The 17,027-nt window shown below is 44.1% G+C and carries 14 protein-coding genes; 7 read left to right on the top strand and 7 right to left on the bottom strand.

Annotation, left to right across the window (positions count from 1 at the left end):
- Window positions 1-5: 5 nt before the first annotated feature.
- A complete protein-coding gene (locus ABH897_RS18300; protein ID WP_283653098.1) occupies window positions 6-728 on the bottom strand; it encodes an ABC transporter permease in 723 nt (240 codons plus the stop codon).
- A complete protein-coding gene (locus ABH897_RS18295; RefSeq protein ID WP_283653099.1) occupies window positions 725-1,870 on the bottom strand; it encodes an ABC transporter ATP-binding protein in 1,146 nt (381 codons plus the stop codon). The genes ABH897_RS18300 and ABH897_RS18295 overlap by 4 nt, the downstream gene beginning before the upstream one ends.
- A 485-nt stretch (window positions 1,871-2,355) precedes the next feature.
- Here ABH897_RS18295 and ABH897_RS18290 point away from each other — a divergent pair, with 485 nt between their 5' ends.
- Window positions 2,356-3,390 carry a glycosyltransferase family 4 protein gene (locus ABH897_RS18290; RefSeq protein WP_404519585.1) on the top strand — a complete coding sequence of 345 codons (1,035 nt, stop codon included), beginning with the start codon at window positions 2,356-2,358 and terminating at the stop codon, window positions 3,388-3,390.
- Between the two features lie 166 nt (window positions 3,391-3,556).
- On the opposite strand, the gene ABH897_RS18285 is transcribed toward ABH897_RS18290, so the two are convergent.
- Together ABH897_RS18285 and ABH897_RS18280 are read right to left on the bottom strand one after the other, a co-directional pair.
- Window positions 3,557-5,407, bottom strand: a complete 1,851-nt coding sequence (locus ABH897_RS18285) for a beta-glucoside-specific PTS transporter subunit IIABC (RefSeq protein ID WP_283656320.1) — start codon at window positions 5,405-5,407, stop codon at window positions 3,557-3,559.
- 124 nt (window positions 5,408-5,531) lie between these two features.
- On the bottom strand, window positions 5,532-6,812 hold the full coding sequence (locus tag ABH897_RS18280) for a glycoside hydrolase family 140 protein (RefSeq protein ID WP_404519583.1): 1,281 nt from the start codon (window positions 6,810-6,812) through the stop codon (window positions 5,532-5,534).
- Between the two features lie 248 nt (window positions 6,813-7,060).
- On the opposite strand from ABH897_RS18280, the gene ABH897_RS18275 reads away from it, so the two are divergent.
- On the top strand, window positions 7,061-8,089 hold the full coding sequence (locus tag ABH897_RS18275) for a LacI family DNA-binding transcriptional regulator (protein WP_283653102.1): 1,029 nt from the start codon (window positions 7,061-7,063) through the stop codon (window positions 8,087-8,089).
- 177 nt (window positions 8,090-8,266) lie between these two features.
- Here ABH897_RS18275 and arsC read toward each other — a convergent pair whose 3' ends face one another.
- The 3 genes from arsC to ABH897_RS18260 all read right to left on the bottom strand — a co-directional run bounded on the left by arsC (window position 8,267) and on the right by ABH897_RS18260 (window position 10,471).
- Window positions 8,267-8,686, bottom strand: coding sequence for an arsenate reductase (thioredoxin) (gene arsC, locus ABH897_RS18270; protein WP_044645741.1), 420 nt, complete (start codon window positions 8,684-8,686; stop codon window positions 8,267-8,269).
- A gap of 26 nt (window positions 8,687-8,712) precedes the next feature.
- Window positions 8,713-10,008: an arsenic transporter gene (locus ABH897_RS18265; RefSeq protein WP_283653103.1), complete on the bottom strand. Its 1,296-nt coding sequence runs from the start codon at window positions 10,006-10,008 to the stop codon at window positions 8,713-8,715.
- A 112-nt stretch (window positions 10,009-10,120) separates the two neighbouring features.
- Complete coding sequence (locus ABH897_RS18260; protein WP_044645743.1) at window positions 10,121-10,471, bottom strand: ArsR/SmtB family transcription factor; 351 nt, start codon at window positions 10,469-10,471, stop codon at window positions 10,121-10,123.
- A gap of 170 nt (window positions 10,472-10,641) precedes the next feature.
- Here ABH897_RS18260 and ABH897_RS18255 point away from each other — a divergent pair, with 170 nt between their 5' ends.
- From ABH897_RS18255 to ABH897_RS18235, 5 genes are all read left to right on the top strand, one after another.
- Window positions 10,642-12,567 (top strand): BglG family transcription antiterminator, encoded by a 1,926-nt coding sequence (locus ABH897_RS18255; protein WP_404592537.1) that lies wholly within the window; start codon window positions 10,642-10,644, stop codon window positions 12,565-12,567.
- A 194-nt stretch (window positions 12,568-12,761) separates the two neighbouring features.
- Complete coding sequence (locus tag ABH897_RS18250; protein WP_404592536.1) at window positions 12,762-13,130, top strand: PTS lactose/cellobiose transporter subunit IIA; 369 nt, start codon at window positions 12,762-12,764, stop codon at window positions 13,128-13,130.
- A gap of 18 nt (window positions 13,131-13,148) precedes the next feature.
- The gene (locus ABH897_RS18245; RefSeq protein ID WP_044645745.1) at window positions 13,149-14,444 is read left to right on the top strand and encodes a PTS sugar transporter subunit IIC; all 1,296 of its coding nucleotides are present in this window, start codon (window positions 13,149-13,151) and stop codon (window positions 14,442-14,444) included.
- Between the two features lie 90 nt (window positions 14,445-14,534).
- Complete coding sequence (gene uxuA / locus ABH897_RS18240; protein ID WP_404592558.1) at window positions 14,535-15,593, top strand: mannonate dehydratase; 1,059 nt, start codon at window positions 14,535-14,537, stop codon at window positions 15,591-15,593.
- On the top strand, window positions 15,586-17,022 hold the full coding sequence (locus tag ABH897_RS18235; RefSeq protein ID WP_283653105.1) for a glycoside hydrolase family 1 protein: 1,437 nt from the start codon (window positions 15,586-15,588) through the stop codon (window positions 17,020-17,022). The genes uxuA and ABH897_RS18235 overlap by 8 nt, the downstream gene beginning before the upstream one ends.
- The last annotated feature ends 5 nt before the right edge of the window (window positions 17,023-17,027 follow it).

Raw genomic sequence — 17,027 nt, 5'->3', positions numbered from 1 at the left:
GTTCATCACCTCCACCGTTTCCGTTCGACCACCTGAATGCTGAATAACAAAAAGAGCCCCGCCACCGTCACGTAATACAGCACATCGGCTCCGTTCAGCAATCCTTTGGTGAAGCTGTCAAACCGTGCGGTTAGTGAAAAAGGCTCCAGCCATTGCTGCAATGCCGCAGACGCGCCTGTTTGTCCACCAAACGAATCCAGCATCCAAAATACAAGCAAAATAATAAAGCTGACGACCGCGGACATCATCTGATGCTGCGAAAGCGTCGAAGCGAACAGACCAATGGCCATCATGGCTGCACCCAGCATAAACAGACCGATCACAGACGTAAATACCAGTGTCCAGTCCAACGCCCCGTAAAAGGACATTACGACCGGATATGCCAGGCTGCACAGCACCAAAATGAGCAGCATGCCCAGCGACGCCAAAAATTTACCCACAATCATTTCCGTCACACTCACAGGCGAGGTAAGTAACAGCTCATCCGTACCCTGCCTGAATTCCTCCGCAACCAGCCTCATCGTGAGCAGTGGGACGACAAACACCAGCATGGACAGCGTATCACCGAGTACCAGCCGATAATCCAAGATGCTTGGCTGATACATGACAAAATTTGTGTAAAAGAGCAACCCCGTCAGCAGCATGTACACCGCAAGCGCAAAATACGTTGTCGGCGTCCATAGATAGGCTTGAAGCTCTTTTTGACAGACCGCGAACAAACGCCTCATGGCCGTTCACCTCCTGTACTTTTGTTTTGCCCGTCCTTGTCGTTGCTGGACGCAGCCTCCTCACTGTCCTCCGTAACATCTGCGGAGATTTCATTTTCCGTCGAATGCTCGACTTGTTCCACTGAATTCACTTGATCTGCCTGACCCGTTTTCGACTCGCGAGTCGTTAACTGCTGGAATATATTTTCCAAGCTGAGGCTTTCTTTTTTCAACTCCAAAATCGGAAGCTTCGCACCAGACAGCACATAAAAAAGCTCCTCACGGAAATCCTCACTGGAGGCGCCTGTCAGTAACAGCCCGGTCAAATCTTGCTCAGTTGCAGTCTGCTTCGTGTCAGCTTGAGACAGGCCAGATGTTAATAGCTCCACCTCTACTTTCCCCCAACCGCTAAGAACGTTCAGCACCTGCTCACGGCTGCCTTTGACCTCTACTTTTACCTTAAATCCGTCTTCCATCGAACCGCCGAGCGCCTCAGGCCGTCCATCCAGCACCAACTCACCCTCATGGATGATAAGAACCCGATTACACAAGGCGTCCACCTCGGGCAAAATATGTGTGCTGAGCAGCACCGTATGATTTTCTCCAATCTCCTGAATGAGCTGGCGAATTTCGAGAATCTGATTCGGGTCCAAACCTGAGGTCGGCTCATCCAGCACCAGCAAATCCGGGTTATGAATAATTGCCCCCGCCAGTCCCAAACGCTGCTTATACCCTTTGGACAAACTGCGTACCAGTTGCTTTTCACGCCCGTTCAGCCCAAGCCGGGAAATCATCTCAGAAATGCGCAGCTTTTGTTCTCTCGCAGGTACATCTCGAATGCTTGCCACAAACTTTAAGTAGGATCGAACGGACATATCTCCATACAGAGGGGGCGTTTCCGGCAAATAACCGATTTTGGAACGAGCCTGTCTGCCCTGCTCCTGAATCGGTATGCCATCAATCGTAATCACTCCCTCATTCGGCTGGAGATACCCTGTAATCATGCGCATCGTCGTCGTTTTGCCTGCACCATTAGGCCCCAGAAACCCGACAATCTCGCCACGCTGCATTTCAAAATCCAGCTTATGTACGCCCCGGTTGCCCTCGTACCACTTGCTCACCTGCTGCACCTTGAGCACACGCTTCACCCTTTCTTTTATCATATTGCAAAGTCATAGTCTTTCACTGTAAACTACCCATTCGTCCAAACGGCTCTATTCCCTTCTCACACATCCAAAATGTTGCGTAGCGGAGGTTTTGAAGCTGGAGAAGCGCTAGCGCTCGCCTGATCGAAAGCTCAAATCCTTCGCGGAGCGGCCTCATCTGCACCTCATGCAACACTTTTAAACTCTAATGTTAATCCCACACATATAACTCCAGCTTAAAGTCACTTAAATATAAGCTTAAAATAATATGTCTAAAATGTGAACGAATGTACTTTTACACTCGTTAACTTGTACGGTTCGCTCTAACATTCATTTGCATCCCCGCATCAGCCACAATTTTATGCTGATTCCATCTAGGCTTCCATAGATACCCACACCCTGTCCTTTTGCTGGAATACCTTGGTATATAAGAAACTTTCGATTGGCTGAAGGGGGTTATTGAGATCAAAGTCCTATTTACCTTTTATATACCCAGCGGCGGCGTGGAAACCTTGAACCGCCAACGCTGCAAGGTGCTTAGCCAGGATGGGATTGAATGCCATCTTCTCTACTATCAGCAGGGTACGGGGATGCAAAACTTGCATGGAGATATTCCCGTGTTTACGACTTCTTCCGAGGGAGATATTTCTAGTCTGATACACACTCACCGTTACGATGCCATCATCGTCTCGTCGGATTACCAGATGCTCGCAAAACTGCGCATGTTGGGCTATCAGGGTGTGCTAATCTATGAATCACAGGGCTTCGGTCCGCACGTGGAGGCTGCATTGGTAGTAGGCGAAGCCACACCGTTTCTTCAAAGATACGCCAATGCAGTACTGCTACCCACCACTACGCATCTGGTCGAACTATTTTCCAGCATGTGTCCGTGGCTTAAGCGTTACGTGTTTCCAAATGTACTGGATACCAGCGTATTTAATTATGTACCTAACACTCCTCCGGTCAATCCGGTCATTGCATGGGTTGGGCGACTGGAGCCGAACAAAAACTGGAGGCATTTTATCGATATCTCTTACTGGATGCTGCAAAACCGCCCGGATCTTCGCATCTGGATGTTCTATGATAATACCCTTTCGCAGCCAGAGGATAAGGTACAATTCGAGAGCATGGTTACACAGCTTGGCTTGTCCTCCATTGTAGAACGTTTCAACAACGTGCCCCATGCTAAAATGCCTCTGTATTACTCCATGATTGGCGATTCGGGAGGGTATCTGTTGTCCACTTCACTGGTAGAGGGATTTGGATACGCCGTAGCTGAGGCCATGGCTTGCCGCTGTCCCGTGCTCAGCTCTGATTCTGACGGGGTGCGAGCCTTCATCGATCACAACGTAACGGGTAAATTTTATGCGCAAGGAGATATCTTGCAGGCGATATTGGAGGGACTGGATCTGATGAACAACGCGCCCGACCGCGAATCCATTCGCCAGAAGGGGCTGACAAGGGTCGTCGACCTGTTAGCACCGGATAAATATGTGCAATCCTTCCGGCAAATGATGGGCGCGCTGGGCGTGGGGTAAGCTATTATTTTAATGAAGAATTACTCCAGCAGCTTAAAGTAGGGCAGGTCTCCAAGACGATACAGAAACCATTATCCCCCAAAAATAATAGCTGACGACATCCCTTTTTACACACGGGCCATCGTCAGCATTATGACTTTCTTTTTTTATCACTACTGTTCGGAATCTATCTAATCTTTAATAATTGGTCTCCAGCATGAATAACTGTTGTAGCTTCCATTATGATATCTGTGTACACGGCTGTATTAGTTACAATGACGGATGTGGTGATATCATATCCTTCATCTGCTATAGCCTCGGGATCAAATTCAACCAGCTTGTCTCCTTTTTGAATGGTATCTCCTTCAGACACAAAAGAAGTGAAATGCTTTCCTTTCAGGCTGACCGTATTTATTCCAATGTGAATGAGCAGTTCAACACCATCCTCAGAAATAAGCCCAATCGCATGTTTTGTTTTGAAAACGGTAACAACAGTTCCGTTAAACGGCGCGTAGGCTACCCCGTCTCTTGGAATAATAGCCGCGCCCTGACCCATCGCACCACTGGAGAACGCTTCATCTTTTACTGCGGTTAAAGGAATCAATTCCCCGCTTAAAGGACTGAATACCGCTTTTTCCTCCTCTTTGCTTTCATCTGCAACCTTAATCTCAGAAGCAGGTTTAGCATTTTTATAGCCGAAAAGATAGGTCAGGATAAATGCGAGTACAAAAGCCACAACCAAAGATATGATAAAGCCGATGAAACCTGCATCTATACCTTTTGGATTAATGAACAGAGGAATACCGAAAACGCCGCCTGAGGCAAAACCATATGCCGTGGATCCCAGCAAACCTGCTGCGGCTCCCCCTATACCTGCGGCAATGGAAGCTAAAATAAACGGCTTTTTGGCAGGTAGCGTAACACCGTAAATAGCTGGTTCCGTAACTCCCATCAAACCCGCAATTGAAGCAGAAGTGGCAATAGGTTTTAATTTAGGGTCACGTGATTTCAAAGCAATGGCAAAGGCCGCACCGGTTTGAGCAAAAGTAGTACAGAACAACATACCGTTAATCGGATCAAACCCGTTCGTAACTACATTATTCAGGAGGATTGGAATAAATGCCCAATGCAGACCGAAGATAATAATGGCCTGCCAGAACCCGGCCAGAACGAGACCAGCTACAGCCGGACTTAACTGGTAAATCCACATGGAGCCTTTAGCTAACCCATCGCTGACTATAGTTGCTATCGGCCCGACAACCAGAAAAACAATCGGTGATATGATGACCAAAGTCAGAAAAGGCACAATGAACATTTTAATGGAGGCAGGTGCATACTTACTTATAAATTTTTCGACCTTAGCTGCCAACAATGCTCCAATAATGATAGGTATAACAGAAGAAGTATAATTAATCAGAACGACAGGTATGGTCAAAAAGGACAGCGCCGTTTTATCCGTAAAGGCGGAAGTAATGGTCGGATATACCAAGGCGGCTCCCAAAACAGCAGACAGGTACGGGTTTCCTCCAAATTTTTTACCTGCTGAAAACCCTAAAATAACCGGAAAGAAATAAAACATAGCGTCTGCTGTCGCATATAAAATTTTATACGTGCCCATCTGATCCGTCATCCAGCCCAGGGATGTGCATAAAGCCAAAAGTCCTTTTAGAATCCCCACAGCGGCGAGCACACCAACAACGGGCATGAACACGCCTGAAATTACATCGACAAATCGGGAGAATAAACTGGATTTCTCATTGTTTTGCTCTTCTTGACTCGCTTGATTCGGCTTTACTCCCATCGTCTCCAAAAGAGCTTCATATACCTTTGGGACCTCATTACCAATGACCACCTGAAATTGTCCGCCGCTTTCTACGACAGTAATGACACCGTCAATCTGTTTGATTTTTTCTTTATCTGGTAATTGATTATCCTTTAATTTGAACCTCAATCGAGTGACGCAGTGAATTACACTGTTCACATTTTCGCTTCCTCCCACTGAACTTAATACTTCTTCGGCTGTTTTTTTATGATCCATCATGTTCACTCCTTCTTGGATGCGCTTTCTATTTTCTTTCTTGCAATAGCAGCGACAATTATGACGCTTATACCGCCTGCAAGCTTACCCACGATCATAGCTGCCATCATGTTCGTCTTTTGTTTTATTTTGTTCCGATGATCACAACATCACTTTCAAAACTATGCATGTCTATAATGGATTGACCATCCTGGATGTACACCTCTGTTTGGGCAAAACGTTTTCCCGCTAAATCAATCGTTGTAAACTTGTAATCCTGCACATTGATGCTTAACCGCACCTTTGTGTTAACCGGAATATACAAAACTACGGTATTCTCGTTTCCGGCGGCTCTAATCTCTTCTGTCTTATTTAGAACAATATCCAGCGGCCTAATGCCAACAAGCTTATACATTTCAAACAGATATTTAATAAATGAATAATCCCATGCACCTTCAAAACGCAATGCCGTTCTCCAATCATAGGGGCTATCAAAGCCTTCCCCTTCTACGATGCCGAATTTCTTCCCTTTTTTATGCCAGCTCCAAATTCCGTGCGCTCCGTATGTTACTCCTGCTCCCCCACCTGCAAGGAGACTCTGCCATGCTGCTTTTCTGGCATCCAATGCAGTATATCTGCCATACACATTGCGGCTGTAACTAATTTGTTCATAACATGGCTCCCCGTTAATTACAGGCCGTATATCCGACTTATGATAGAAATGTTGAGCAATCTCGTGGGCTACATGTTGAAACTGGGAGTTGTGTCCTGATTGATACATATAGAATGCAAGACCCTTGTGTTTCTCAAAGACATGAGGAATTTCCCTCAATCTTCCTTGAATATGCAGCGTAGTTAAGCTTGCCGGGCTTAATTGGTGTACAATATCCAGTGCTTTTAAATAATAGGAATTGGCACGTTCAGTTGGAAAATCACTATCCCCACTGATCAGAAAAATAGGATCAAATGGAGAAAAACGGTTTACGACGTGCGTTACGTAGTGTTCAATGCATTCAAACGGCATTTTATTGCCCTTTTGGAACATTTCAGCCCATGTATCCGGTACGTAGTTACACCACAACAGAACCAGTGCTGGAACAAATCCACGCTCTACAGCCATTTTTATCATGACTTCCGCTCGATCAAAATAAGCTTCGTTTAATGTATGGTAGTCGAAGTCTCCATTTTCCAGTAACGCAAACGGCTGTAGATTCAGATCCGATTCACTTGCATCCCATTGTTGAAGCATGTTGATTTGCAACACATTGAAGCCCTGCATCTTCCGATAGTCAAGGTAATCGCTCCACTCCTCCAACGTCGCGTTGGTAAATACGCTCCAAACCGTATCTGCCAAATAAAAAAAGAGTTTTCCCTCTTTGATAAAACTTCTTTGATTTTCAGCAATGTTTAAACTCAAATGAATCACCTTTCCTTTCTCGCCAAATTCACAACATCCCCTAAACAAAACTAAATAAACAACTAAATTATATGTTTTATTCGTAAAATAAACTAAATTAAAGCGCTTTACATTTGAATATTAACACCATCATTTATAAAAGGTCAACATTTTTCTGTTCAATGTTTTTTAGTTTAGTTTAGTTTAGTTTATAATCTAAACTTTTTTGTAGAATAATGATATAATTTATGTAGTTTAGTTCAATAGGGGGTTCTGCATTGAAAATTGATGATATTGCAAGGCTTGCAGGTGTTTCGAAATCTGCTGTCTCCCTTGCTTTTAATAACAAACCCGGAGTTAGTGAAGAAACAAAGGAGCAAATTCTAAAAATTGCACAAGAGCATGGATATAAACCACGTACCATGAAGTCCAACAAGGAATCTATTAAAAATCACCATGTGATTCGCTTTGTGGCATGTAAAAATACAGACATCGTAACAGAGCATTATGATTCATTTCCCTTTTTCAATGAATTAATTCATCATATTACTAATCAGGTGAGAGAGCATGGAAATACCCTAATTTTTTCGTCTTTTGATAGCCATAACCTCGAAGAAGAATTATCTGCTTTGGAAAAAGATCAGCCCTCTTCAGGCGTACTTCTGCTTGGCACCAATTTAACTTCCGAGATTATTCATTCTATACAATCCATTCATACCAATATTGTGATTTTGGATACCTGCTTTGAACACGTCGACGCCAGTTTCGTATCCATTAATAACTATCTTGGCGGGTATCAGGCAGGCCAATACTTAATTCAGTCTGGACACAGACGAATAGGATACGTGCAATCCAGTACCAGAATCCTCAACTTTAAAAAACGAAAGGAAGGGTTTATGGCGGCTTTAGAGGAGCACAATCTTTCCATAGAAAATGGGCTTATATTTGATATGCATCCCATGCTTGTGATGTCACAGGACTCTTTCAAAACAGCTATTCATGAATTGAATGAGCTTCCTTCGGCCCTATTTTGCGAAAATGATTATATGGCGATCAGTGCCATTAAAACGTTTCAGGAAACGAACATTCGAGTGCCTGAACAAATTTCCATCATGGGGTTTGATAATATTAATGAGGCTAAGGTTATTAGCCCGGAACTCACAACCATTCATGTGAAAAAGGAGGTTTTGGCCCGAACTGCTGTAAACTTGCTTATGGAGAGACTTAACAACGATCAGAAGCATCATACTCAGGTTCTGGTGAATACAGAGGTTATTGAAAGAAAATCTTGTTTAGCCTCAGAATGACCTATGATAAGGTAAACTAAATGGGGTGATAGAGAAGATAACAAGAGGGAGGGTTCAGCATGATATATGATTATGTGAGCTGGACAGGAGCGGTCTTCATCATACTCGCCATTATTTTAAGTGGAACAGGGGTTCTATGATTCTAAAATAAAGCCGCCGGGTAGGCGGCCTGCCTATTTACTCTCCTGTTTCAGCAAACTTATGAATGCGTACCCCAATTTCATCACGCACACGCTGGAAGACGGCCCATTTTTCCTCTTCGGTACCCTGCGCTTTCGCTGGATCATCAAAACCCCAGTGCTCACGGCGCACATGAGGAGGCGTAACAGGACATTTATCCGCTGCATCCCCGCACAAGGTCACAACCAAGTCGGCGGAGTTTAGCCGTTCAGAGCTGATGATATCTGATGTTTGCCCTGAAATATCAATCTCCACTTCCTGCATAGCCTGTACAGCTTTCGGGTTCAGTCCATGTGCTTCAATGCCTGCGCTGTATACGTTCCAGTGATCGCCCAGAACCTTTTTGGCCCAGCCTTCTGCTATCTGACTACGGCAAGAATTACCAGTACACAAGAAGTAAATTGTCTTTTTATCCATGATGATCGTCTCCTTTAGTGTTTAAATCATAATATTGTCAACCACAAATACAAACCCAAAAGTGTGAAAAAAAGCGTAGGCAAGGTCAGAATTACACCTGTTTTGAAGTAGGTTCCCCAACGAATCTTTATGCCTTTAGAAGTAAGCACATGCAGCCAGAGCAGCGTAGCCAAGGAGCCAATGGGTGTCATCTTGGGCCCTAAATCCGACCCGATTACATTGGCGTAAACAAGTGCCTCCCGGATCATTCCTGTTGCGTTCGTAGCATGGATCGCCAGCGCATTAATCATGACTGTAGGCATGTTGTTCATCACCGACGAAATGACGGCAGCCATAAAACCCATAGCCATCGTAGCCACAAACATCCCCTCGTCTGCTGCCGCTTGAATAAGATGAGCTAGCAAATCTGTCAAACCCACATTACGCAACCCGTATACTACGACGTACATCCCGATGGAGAAAAATACGATGGCCCATGGCGCGCTTCTCATGACTTCTTTTACAGGTACCACAGGACTTTTACGAGCAATAAATAAGAGAATAACAGCAATGATTGTCACAATTACCGAAACTGGAATGTTGAAAAATTCGCTGATCAGATAACCTGCAAGCAGAAGGGTCAGGAAGATCCAGGAAAGCCGGAACATTTTCGCATCCTTAATCGCTTTAGCAGGAGCCGTTACATGAGCAACATCAAACTTCCCTGGAATGCTTTTACGGAAAAAGAGATACAGCACTAACATGCTCGCAGCTATAGAAAAAAAATTCGGAATAATCATGCGGCCTGCATACTCCATAAATGTAATGTTGAAGAAATTGGCGGTCACGATGTTAACCAAATTGCTGACGACGAGCGGAAGCGAAGCCGTATCTGCAATAAAGCCGCTGGCTATGATAAAAGGGAATACCCTTGTTTCTTCAAACTTGAGCGCCCGTACCATCGCCAGTACAATGGGAGTCAGGATCAAAGCGGCACCATCATTTGCAAAAAAAGCAGCTACCACCGCTCCCAGCAAAGTCACATACATAAACAGCCGGACCCCGCTTCCCTGCGCAGCCCTCGCCATATGTAAAGCGGCCCATTCAAATAGTCCGATCTTATCCAGCACCAATGAAATGAGAATAATAGCTACAAAAGCCAGCGTGGCATTCCACACGATTCGGGTTACTTCCCACACATCTTGAATATGAACCACGCCAACAAGCAGAGCCAAAATTGCTCCTGCGGAGGCTGACCATCCAATAGACAGGTTCTTGGGCTGCCAGATCACCAGCGTCAAAGTTAACAGGAAAATAGCGCATGACAAGAAAACCGATAACACGTTCAAACCTCCGATCCAAGATGTATCATCACATCAAATCATTTTATAAGCATATGCTTATATATTGGGCATCATTTTCCATGCTCACAGAGGCAACTTTTCCATCGAATCTTTAGCAGGAGCAGGAATTCGAATCAGGTCCGCAAGCAGCGGTTGGTTCTTCTTTATTTAAAAGCTTCAAAATTTGCTTCTCATCTGGCATACATTGAAGGACCGCTTGAATATGAGGCTTGTCCTCCACATTGAGAGAATAGTACACCCACTGTCCGCGTCGAGCTTCTTTTACAATCCCTTGAGACTTTAGCTTTCTTAGATGCTGGCTGATACCCGGTTGCGAAATATCAAAAATCTCGACAAATTCGCACACACACCATTCCCTCTCTTGGAGCAAAGAGAGCATCGTCAGCCGTGTTCTATCACCCAATAGCTTTAATTGATCCGCTACATAAGCCAGTTGGTCCAATATGATCACCTCTTCTCTCTATATATAATCATTTGCTTATATCTTAATTGTATACTCAACACCACTCTTTTTCAATACAATCGTATAATCGGATTTTTCACTTTTACATAACCAATCTACTTTAACCGTTGTATACTGTTCATCAGAACAGCTATGGAAGGAGGCTCGTTTTGCGTATTTTTGATATTCTTCGTATATTGGTTGCAGAACAGATGGTGAGCGGAGAACACCTGGCAAATGTATTGAAGGTATCCTCTCGAACCATACGAACGGATTTAAAGGAATTGGGGGCGCTGTTGTCGAAGCATGGAGCAGCAGTCAAACCCCTTAAAGGAACGGGCTACAAGTTAGAAATTCGGGACGAACAAGCATTTCATCATTTACTAAAGCAGTTAAAGGATTATGAAAATCATGTGCCCTATCCATTAGCGAATTCTTCTGAAGCCAGAAATCGTGTTTTAATGAAAAAGCTGCTACTCACCAATGCATATATCAAACTTGATGATTTAGCTGAGATCCTGTATGTTAGTCGATCTACTTTACAGAATGACCTCAAAGAACTGCGCAAGTTACTGGCAACCTACGGACTATCCCTGGAGAATAGACCGTATCATGGTATTCGAGTCAAAGGTAACGAGGCCAAGCTGCGTTATTGCATTTCCGACTATATATTCAGTAGAACAGATGAAATAGGCGAGCGGCAGATGTCCCACCCTCCTCTGATCTCTAACGAAGAGATGGAATGGATAAGAGAAGTGATTCTGGATCGCATTGAATTCAATGATGTTCAGTTGTCGGACATTGCTTTGAACAATCTGGTCATTCATATTGCTATTGCATGTAAGCGTATTCGTGAAGAAAGGTATGTTTCGTATTATCCTCAAGAAATGAAAAAAATTGAAGCGCAGAAAGAGTTTATGGTGGCGACTGAGATCGTATCTGCTTTAGAACAAAAAATGAAGCACTCCTTTCCACTTGTTGAAGTTGCGTACATTGCTGTGCACCTGCTGGGTGTAAGGACAGTCGTTAGTGCCCATTTGGATGAAATAGAGATTAAAAAGATCATTGATAAAGATATCTACGAACTGACTATTGAAATACTAAACCAAATTGATCAACAGTTGAAAATGAACATTCACAACGACAAGGAATTGCTGATTGCTTTTTGTCTTCACCTCAAACCGGTCATTAACCGTTATCAATACGGAATGAATTTGCGGAATCCTATGCTGGATGAAATCAAAGCCAATTACCCGCTTGCCTTTGAAGCAGGTATCATTGCTGCGGAAGTCATCAAGCAGCGACTTCATATACACATCGAGGAAAATGAAATTGGGTATTTAGCCATTCATATCGGAGTCGCGATGGAAAGAAAGAAAATGGAGGGCGCACCCAAAAAGTGCATGATCGTATGTGCTTCTGGACTCGGCAGCGCAAAGCTGCTGTATTATAAGCTTCAATCGGTCTTCGGTTCCAGGTTGGAAATCGTGGGAACCACTGAATTTTATAAGCTTAAACAAATGCCGTTGGATACACTGGACTTTGTCATTAGCACGATCCCCATTTCAGAACCGCTTTCTGTACCCATGATACATGTGAATACATTTTTAGGCGGTTCTGATATCACTAAAATTGAACAAGCAATCTCAGAGGCAAGACTTCCTGCTGTGCAGTATGTACGAAAAAAATTGGTTTTTCTTCAGCAGAAGTTTGAAAACAAACTCCAAGTGCTTGAATTTATAGCCGCAAAAATACACGAAGCCGATCTTGTGAAAGGCCCCTTGCTGCAATCTGTGGTAGAGCGTGAAGCTGTTTCCCCAACTTCATTTGGCAACTTTGTCGCGATTCCGCATCCGATGGAACCTTTCGCTGATTCCACGTTTTGGGCCATCTGTACATTACAAAAAGCTATCGATTGGGATGGCAAGCCAGTACAGTTTATTTGTATGCTCTGCATACAGCGCACCAAATCAGAAGATTTACAGAGTATGTATCATATTTTGCTTGAAATTTTAAATAATGAAAAGCTCGTCCAGCAGCTTATCCGCTGCAAAACGTACACGGAATTTGTAGAAGTGCTGCATATAAATAGCTGAATATTAGCAATATGTAATTGCAAAGGAGGAACCTGAAGCCTGCAAGGCGGGGGTCTCTCCTTTTTGTGGTGATGGAGAAGTCATTTAGAAGAGACGATTTTTCCGTTAAGAAGCGGAAAAATTATGCGTTAAATTGAAAGCGATTCCAAATTATAATACTAAAGAAGGCAGCTTTTGAAGGGAGATAAAAAAACATGAATAATGATGAAACTACAGAGCACGACGTGAGTATGGAGGGCATGGATGATACAGAAATTGTATTCCAAATTATATTATACGCTGGGAATGCACGCAGCTCGGCCATGGAGGCGATTGAGCTTGCAAAGGCGGGAAAGTTTCAGGAAGCCAAAGAAGAATTATCCTCAGCTAAAAAAGAACTGGTGTCCTCCCACAAAATTCAAACCAGAATCATCAATAAGGAAGCAGCGGGTGAAAAAACAGAGATGTCGGTCATGATGGTACATGCTCAAGATCATTTGATGAATGCTATCACCATTCGAGATATGGCCTCAGAGTTTGTAGATCTGTATGAACGTATTGATCAATTCGTACCAAAATCGTAGAGGGAGGGGCACTATCCCATGGCTTTCAAAAACAAGCTAGTCGACGGCCTCACATCAGTGGCAAATGCAATCAACAATTTTAAATATATTATAGCGATCAAATCAGCCTTTATCACATTAATGCCTGTCATCATTGTCGGTGCCTTTGCTGTACTGATTTCCAATATGGTCATGGACCCGGTCAATGGTCTGGCCCATTTTAAACCTTTCTCCTTCCTGGCAGAGTACAAACCGATTTTCTCAGGCATTAACTATGCCAGTTTGAATATCCTTACCATCCTGGCTATTTTCATGATTGGTCTGGAGCTAGGAAAAATTAACGGGGAGAAAAACCTCTTCCCAGGACTACTCGCTGTAATCTGCTTTATATCTGTAACGCCAACCACGATAGAGTTGATGGTTAACGGAGAAATGCAAAAAGTAACGGATGTCATAGCCCGCCAGTTTACGGATACCAAAAGCTTGTTTTTAGGTATTTTCATAAGCATTCTATCCGTTGAGCTGTACAGCAAACTGGGCAAGTCCGATAAGCTAAAAATTAAAATGCCTGAAAGTGTTCCCAGCAATGTGGCTGTTTCTTTCTCTGCACTCATTCCAACCATCATTACGGTGACTGTCTTCTCGATGCTTGGATTCTTCTTTCATAAATTTACAGGTCTCTACCTGTATGATGCCGTCTATAATGTGGTGCAAAAACCTCTGGAGACCGTGGTGCAAGGACTGCCGGGTATATTGGTACTGATGCTGGTTGCGCAAATCTTCTGGGTGATCGGCATTCACGGGAACCAAATGGTAAAACCGATTCGTGAACCTCTGCTGCTTGGAGCGATTACCGTCAACATGACTGCTTATGAGCAAGGACTGCCGATTCCGAACATTATTACGATGCCTTTCTGGGACGTATACATGAGTATCGGTGGTTCAGGGATTACGCTGGCCCTTTTGATTTGTATTATGATTGCTTCCAAGCGCGAGGATATGAAGGAAATTACCAAGCTTTCGTTTGGACCTGGCCTGTTTAATATTAACGAGCCTGTCATTTTCGGACTTCCGATTATGTTGAATCCATTGATGGCTATCCCTTTCATTATTACTCCGCTTATCACAGGAACGATTGGCTACTTTTCGACGTTGCTTGGATTTGCAGGTAAGGCCGTCGTCATGGTTCCATGGACTACTCCGCCTATTATTAATGCCTACCTGTCTACAGGTGGAAGCATTGGCGCCGTCGTAACCCAGATCATTTGTATTGTGGTAGCGATTATCATCTATTTCCCGTTCGTCAAAATTGCCAACAAGCGAACGGCTGAATAATGCGCTACTATGGAGGTATATTTCCTAATAGAAAGCGTATTCTTATTGGATTCAGGTTAACGCCAACTTTAAAGGAAGAAGCTGATCATGGTGAAAATGACTTTTCGGTGGTATGGCGAGCAGGATTCCATTCCACTCTCTTACATCCGGCATGTCCCCTATATCAAAGGAATTGTAAGCGCGGTTTATACCGTTCCGCCTGGAGAGGTATGGCCTTGGGACCGTATCACTGCTCTCAAGCAGCAAATCGAGGAAGCGGGACTTACATTTGAAGTCGTGGAAAGCGTTCCTGTACATGAAGCGATCAAGCTGGGACTCCCCACCAGGGACAACTATATTGCCAATTATAAAGAAACGCTGAGAAGGCTGGGTGATGCCAGGGTAAAAGTCGTCTGCTACAATTTCATGCCTGCCTTTGACTGGTTTCGTACCGTCATTGACAAGCCTCTTCCCGACGGATCGTTGACATTGGCTTTCTCGGGGGAAGAACTGAAAAAGATTGAGCCGAACATTGCTGATTTTACGCTTCCGGGTTGGGATTTATCATATCCAAAGAAAGAACTCCCTGCTTTAATGAAGCAGTATAAAGAACTGGGAGCCGAAGGAATCTGGGAGAATCTAGCTTATTTTCTGGCAGAAGTAATTCCCGTAGCCGAAGAGGTCGGCGTAAAAATGGCGATCCATCCAGATGATCCGCCATGGCCTGTTCTGGGTCTGCCGCGTATTCTTAGCAAGGAAGCAGATTTTGACCGTCTGCTGGAGCTTCAGCCCAGCGTGCATAACGGTATTACCTTTTGCAGTGGCTCGCTAGGCAGCTCACCAGACAATGATTTACCCGGAATGCTAGACAAATACGCCGCGCAGAAAAGGATTCATTTTGTTCATCTACGTAATGTCAAACGTTATCCTAACGGTGATTTTGAAGAGTCAGCGCATCTGTCCGAATCGGGTAGCATAGATATGGCGGAGCTGATTCATATCCTGCATCGTCATCAGTTTGAAGGGTATGTAAGACCTGACCACGGGAGAATGATCTGGGGAGAACAAGGAAAGCCCGGCTATGGACTGTATGACCGTGCATTGGGAGCGGCCTACTTAACGGGCCTTTGGGAATCTATAGTACGAAAAGGAGAAGCATGTAATGGCTAAACATACGATACAAATTCCGTCGAATTTCATCATGGGTGCTGCGGCTTCCGCCTGGCAGACAGAGGGCTGGAGCGGTAAAAAGGAAGGGCAGGACTCATTTCTCGACCAATGGTACAAAAATGACCGCTATGTCTGGCACAATGGATATGGACCTGCGGGTGCAACCGACTTCTATAATCGTTACGCTGAGGATATTGCGCTGATGAAGCAGATTGGCCTAACCCATTATCGTACTTCTATTAATTGGTCCCGCTTCTTAACGGATTATGAGAATGTTGTCGTGGATGAAACGTATGCGGATTATATGAGCCGGGTCATTGACGAGTTGATTGCAAGTGGGGTCGAGCCCATGATTTGTCTGGAGCACTACGAGGTGCCCGCTTTTTTGCTGGACAAATATGAGGGCTGGTCTTCCAAGCATGTGGTGGAACTGTTTGTGAAATATGCAGAAAAGGTTTTTGAACGATACGGAGATCGGGTAAAACACTGGTTTACATTTAATGAGCCCATTGTTGTACAGACTCGTGTCTATCTGGATGCCCTTCGCTATCCCTATGAACAAAATACGCGGAAGTGGATGCAATGGAATTATAATAAAACGCTGGCTACTGCGAAATGCGTACAACTTTTCAAAACCAAAAACTATAATCAGAACGGGGCTAAAATAGGCGTTATTTTGAATCCTGAAGTAACCTATGCCCGATCCAGCGCCCCTCATGACCAGTATGCTGCACATGTGTATGATTTATTTTACAATCGAGTATTTCTGGACCCGCTTATTAAAGGCGAATACCCGCAAGAACTATTCGACTTAATGAGCAAGCATGATATTGCATTTGAAGCTACAACGGAAGAACTGGCAGTGATTAAGGAACATACCGTTGACTACGTCGGGATCAATCTCTATTATCCGCACCGGGTCAAAGCGCAGAGTAAAGCGTGGAATGAAAACATTCCCTTCCACCCCTCTTACTACTATGAGCATTTCGATCTTCCGGGTAAAAGAATGAACAAGTCACGGGGCTGGGAGATTTATCCCAAGATCATTTACGATATGGGAATGCGTATCAAGAATGAATATAACAATATCGAGTGGTTTGTCGCGGAAAATGGTATGGGTATTGAGAATGAAGTTGTCTTCAAAAATGAGGAGCACATCATTCAGGACGACTATCGCATTGACTTTATAACTGAGCATTTATGCTACACGTTACAGGCTGTAGAAGCCGGCTCCAACTGTACAGGTTATATGCTGTGGGCCTTTACAGACAACGTTTCTCCCATGAATGCTTTTAAAAATCGCTATGGACTGGTGGAAATTAACCTGGAGAATGATCGAAGTCGGCATTTGAAGAAGTCCGGCTACTGGTATCAATCTGCCATCAAAGAACGCTCGTTTGTTGCTGATCTGGATGAAGAGTATAAATAATTAAA

The organism is Paenibacillus sp. RC73, assembly GCF_044908085.1.
Taxonomy (GTDB): Bacteria; Bacillota; Bacilli; order Paenibacillales; family Paenibacillaceae; genus Paenibacillus; species Paenibacillus terrae_A.
This window is presented reverse-complemented; position numbering and strand designations above follow the sequence as displayed.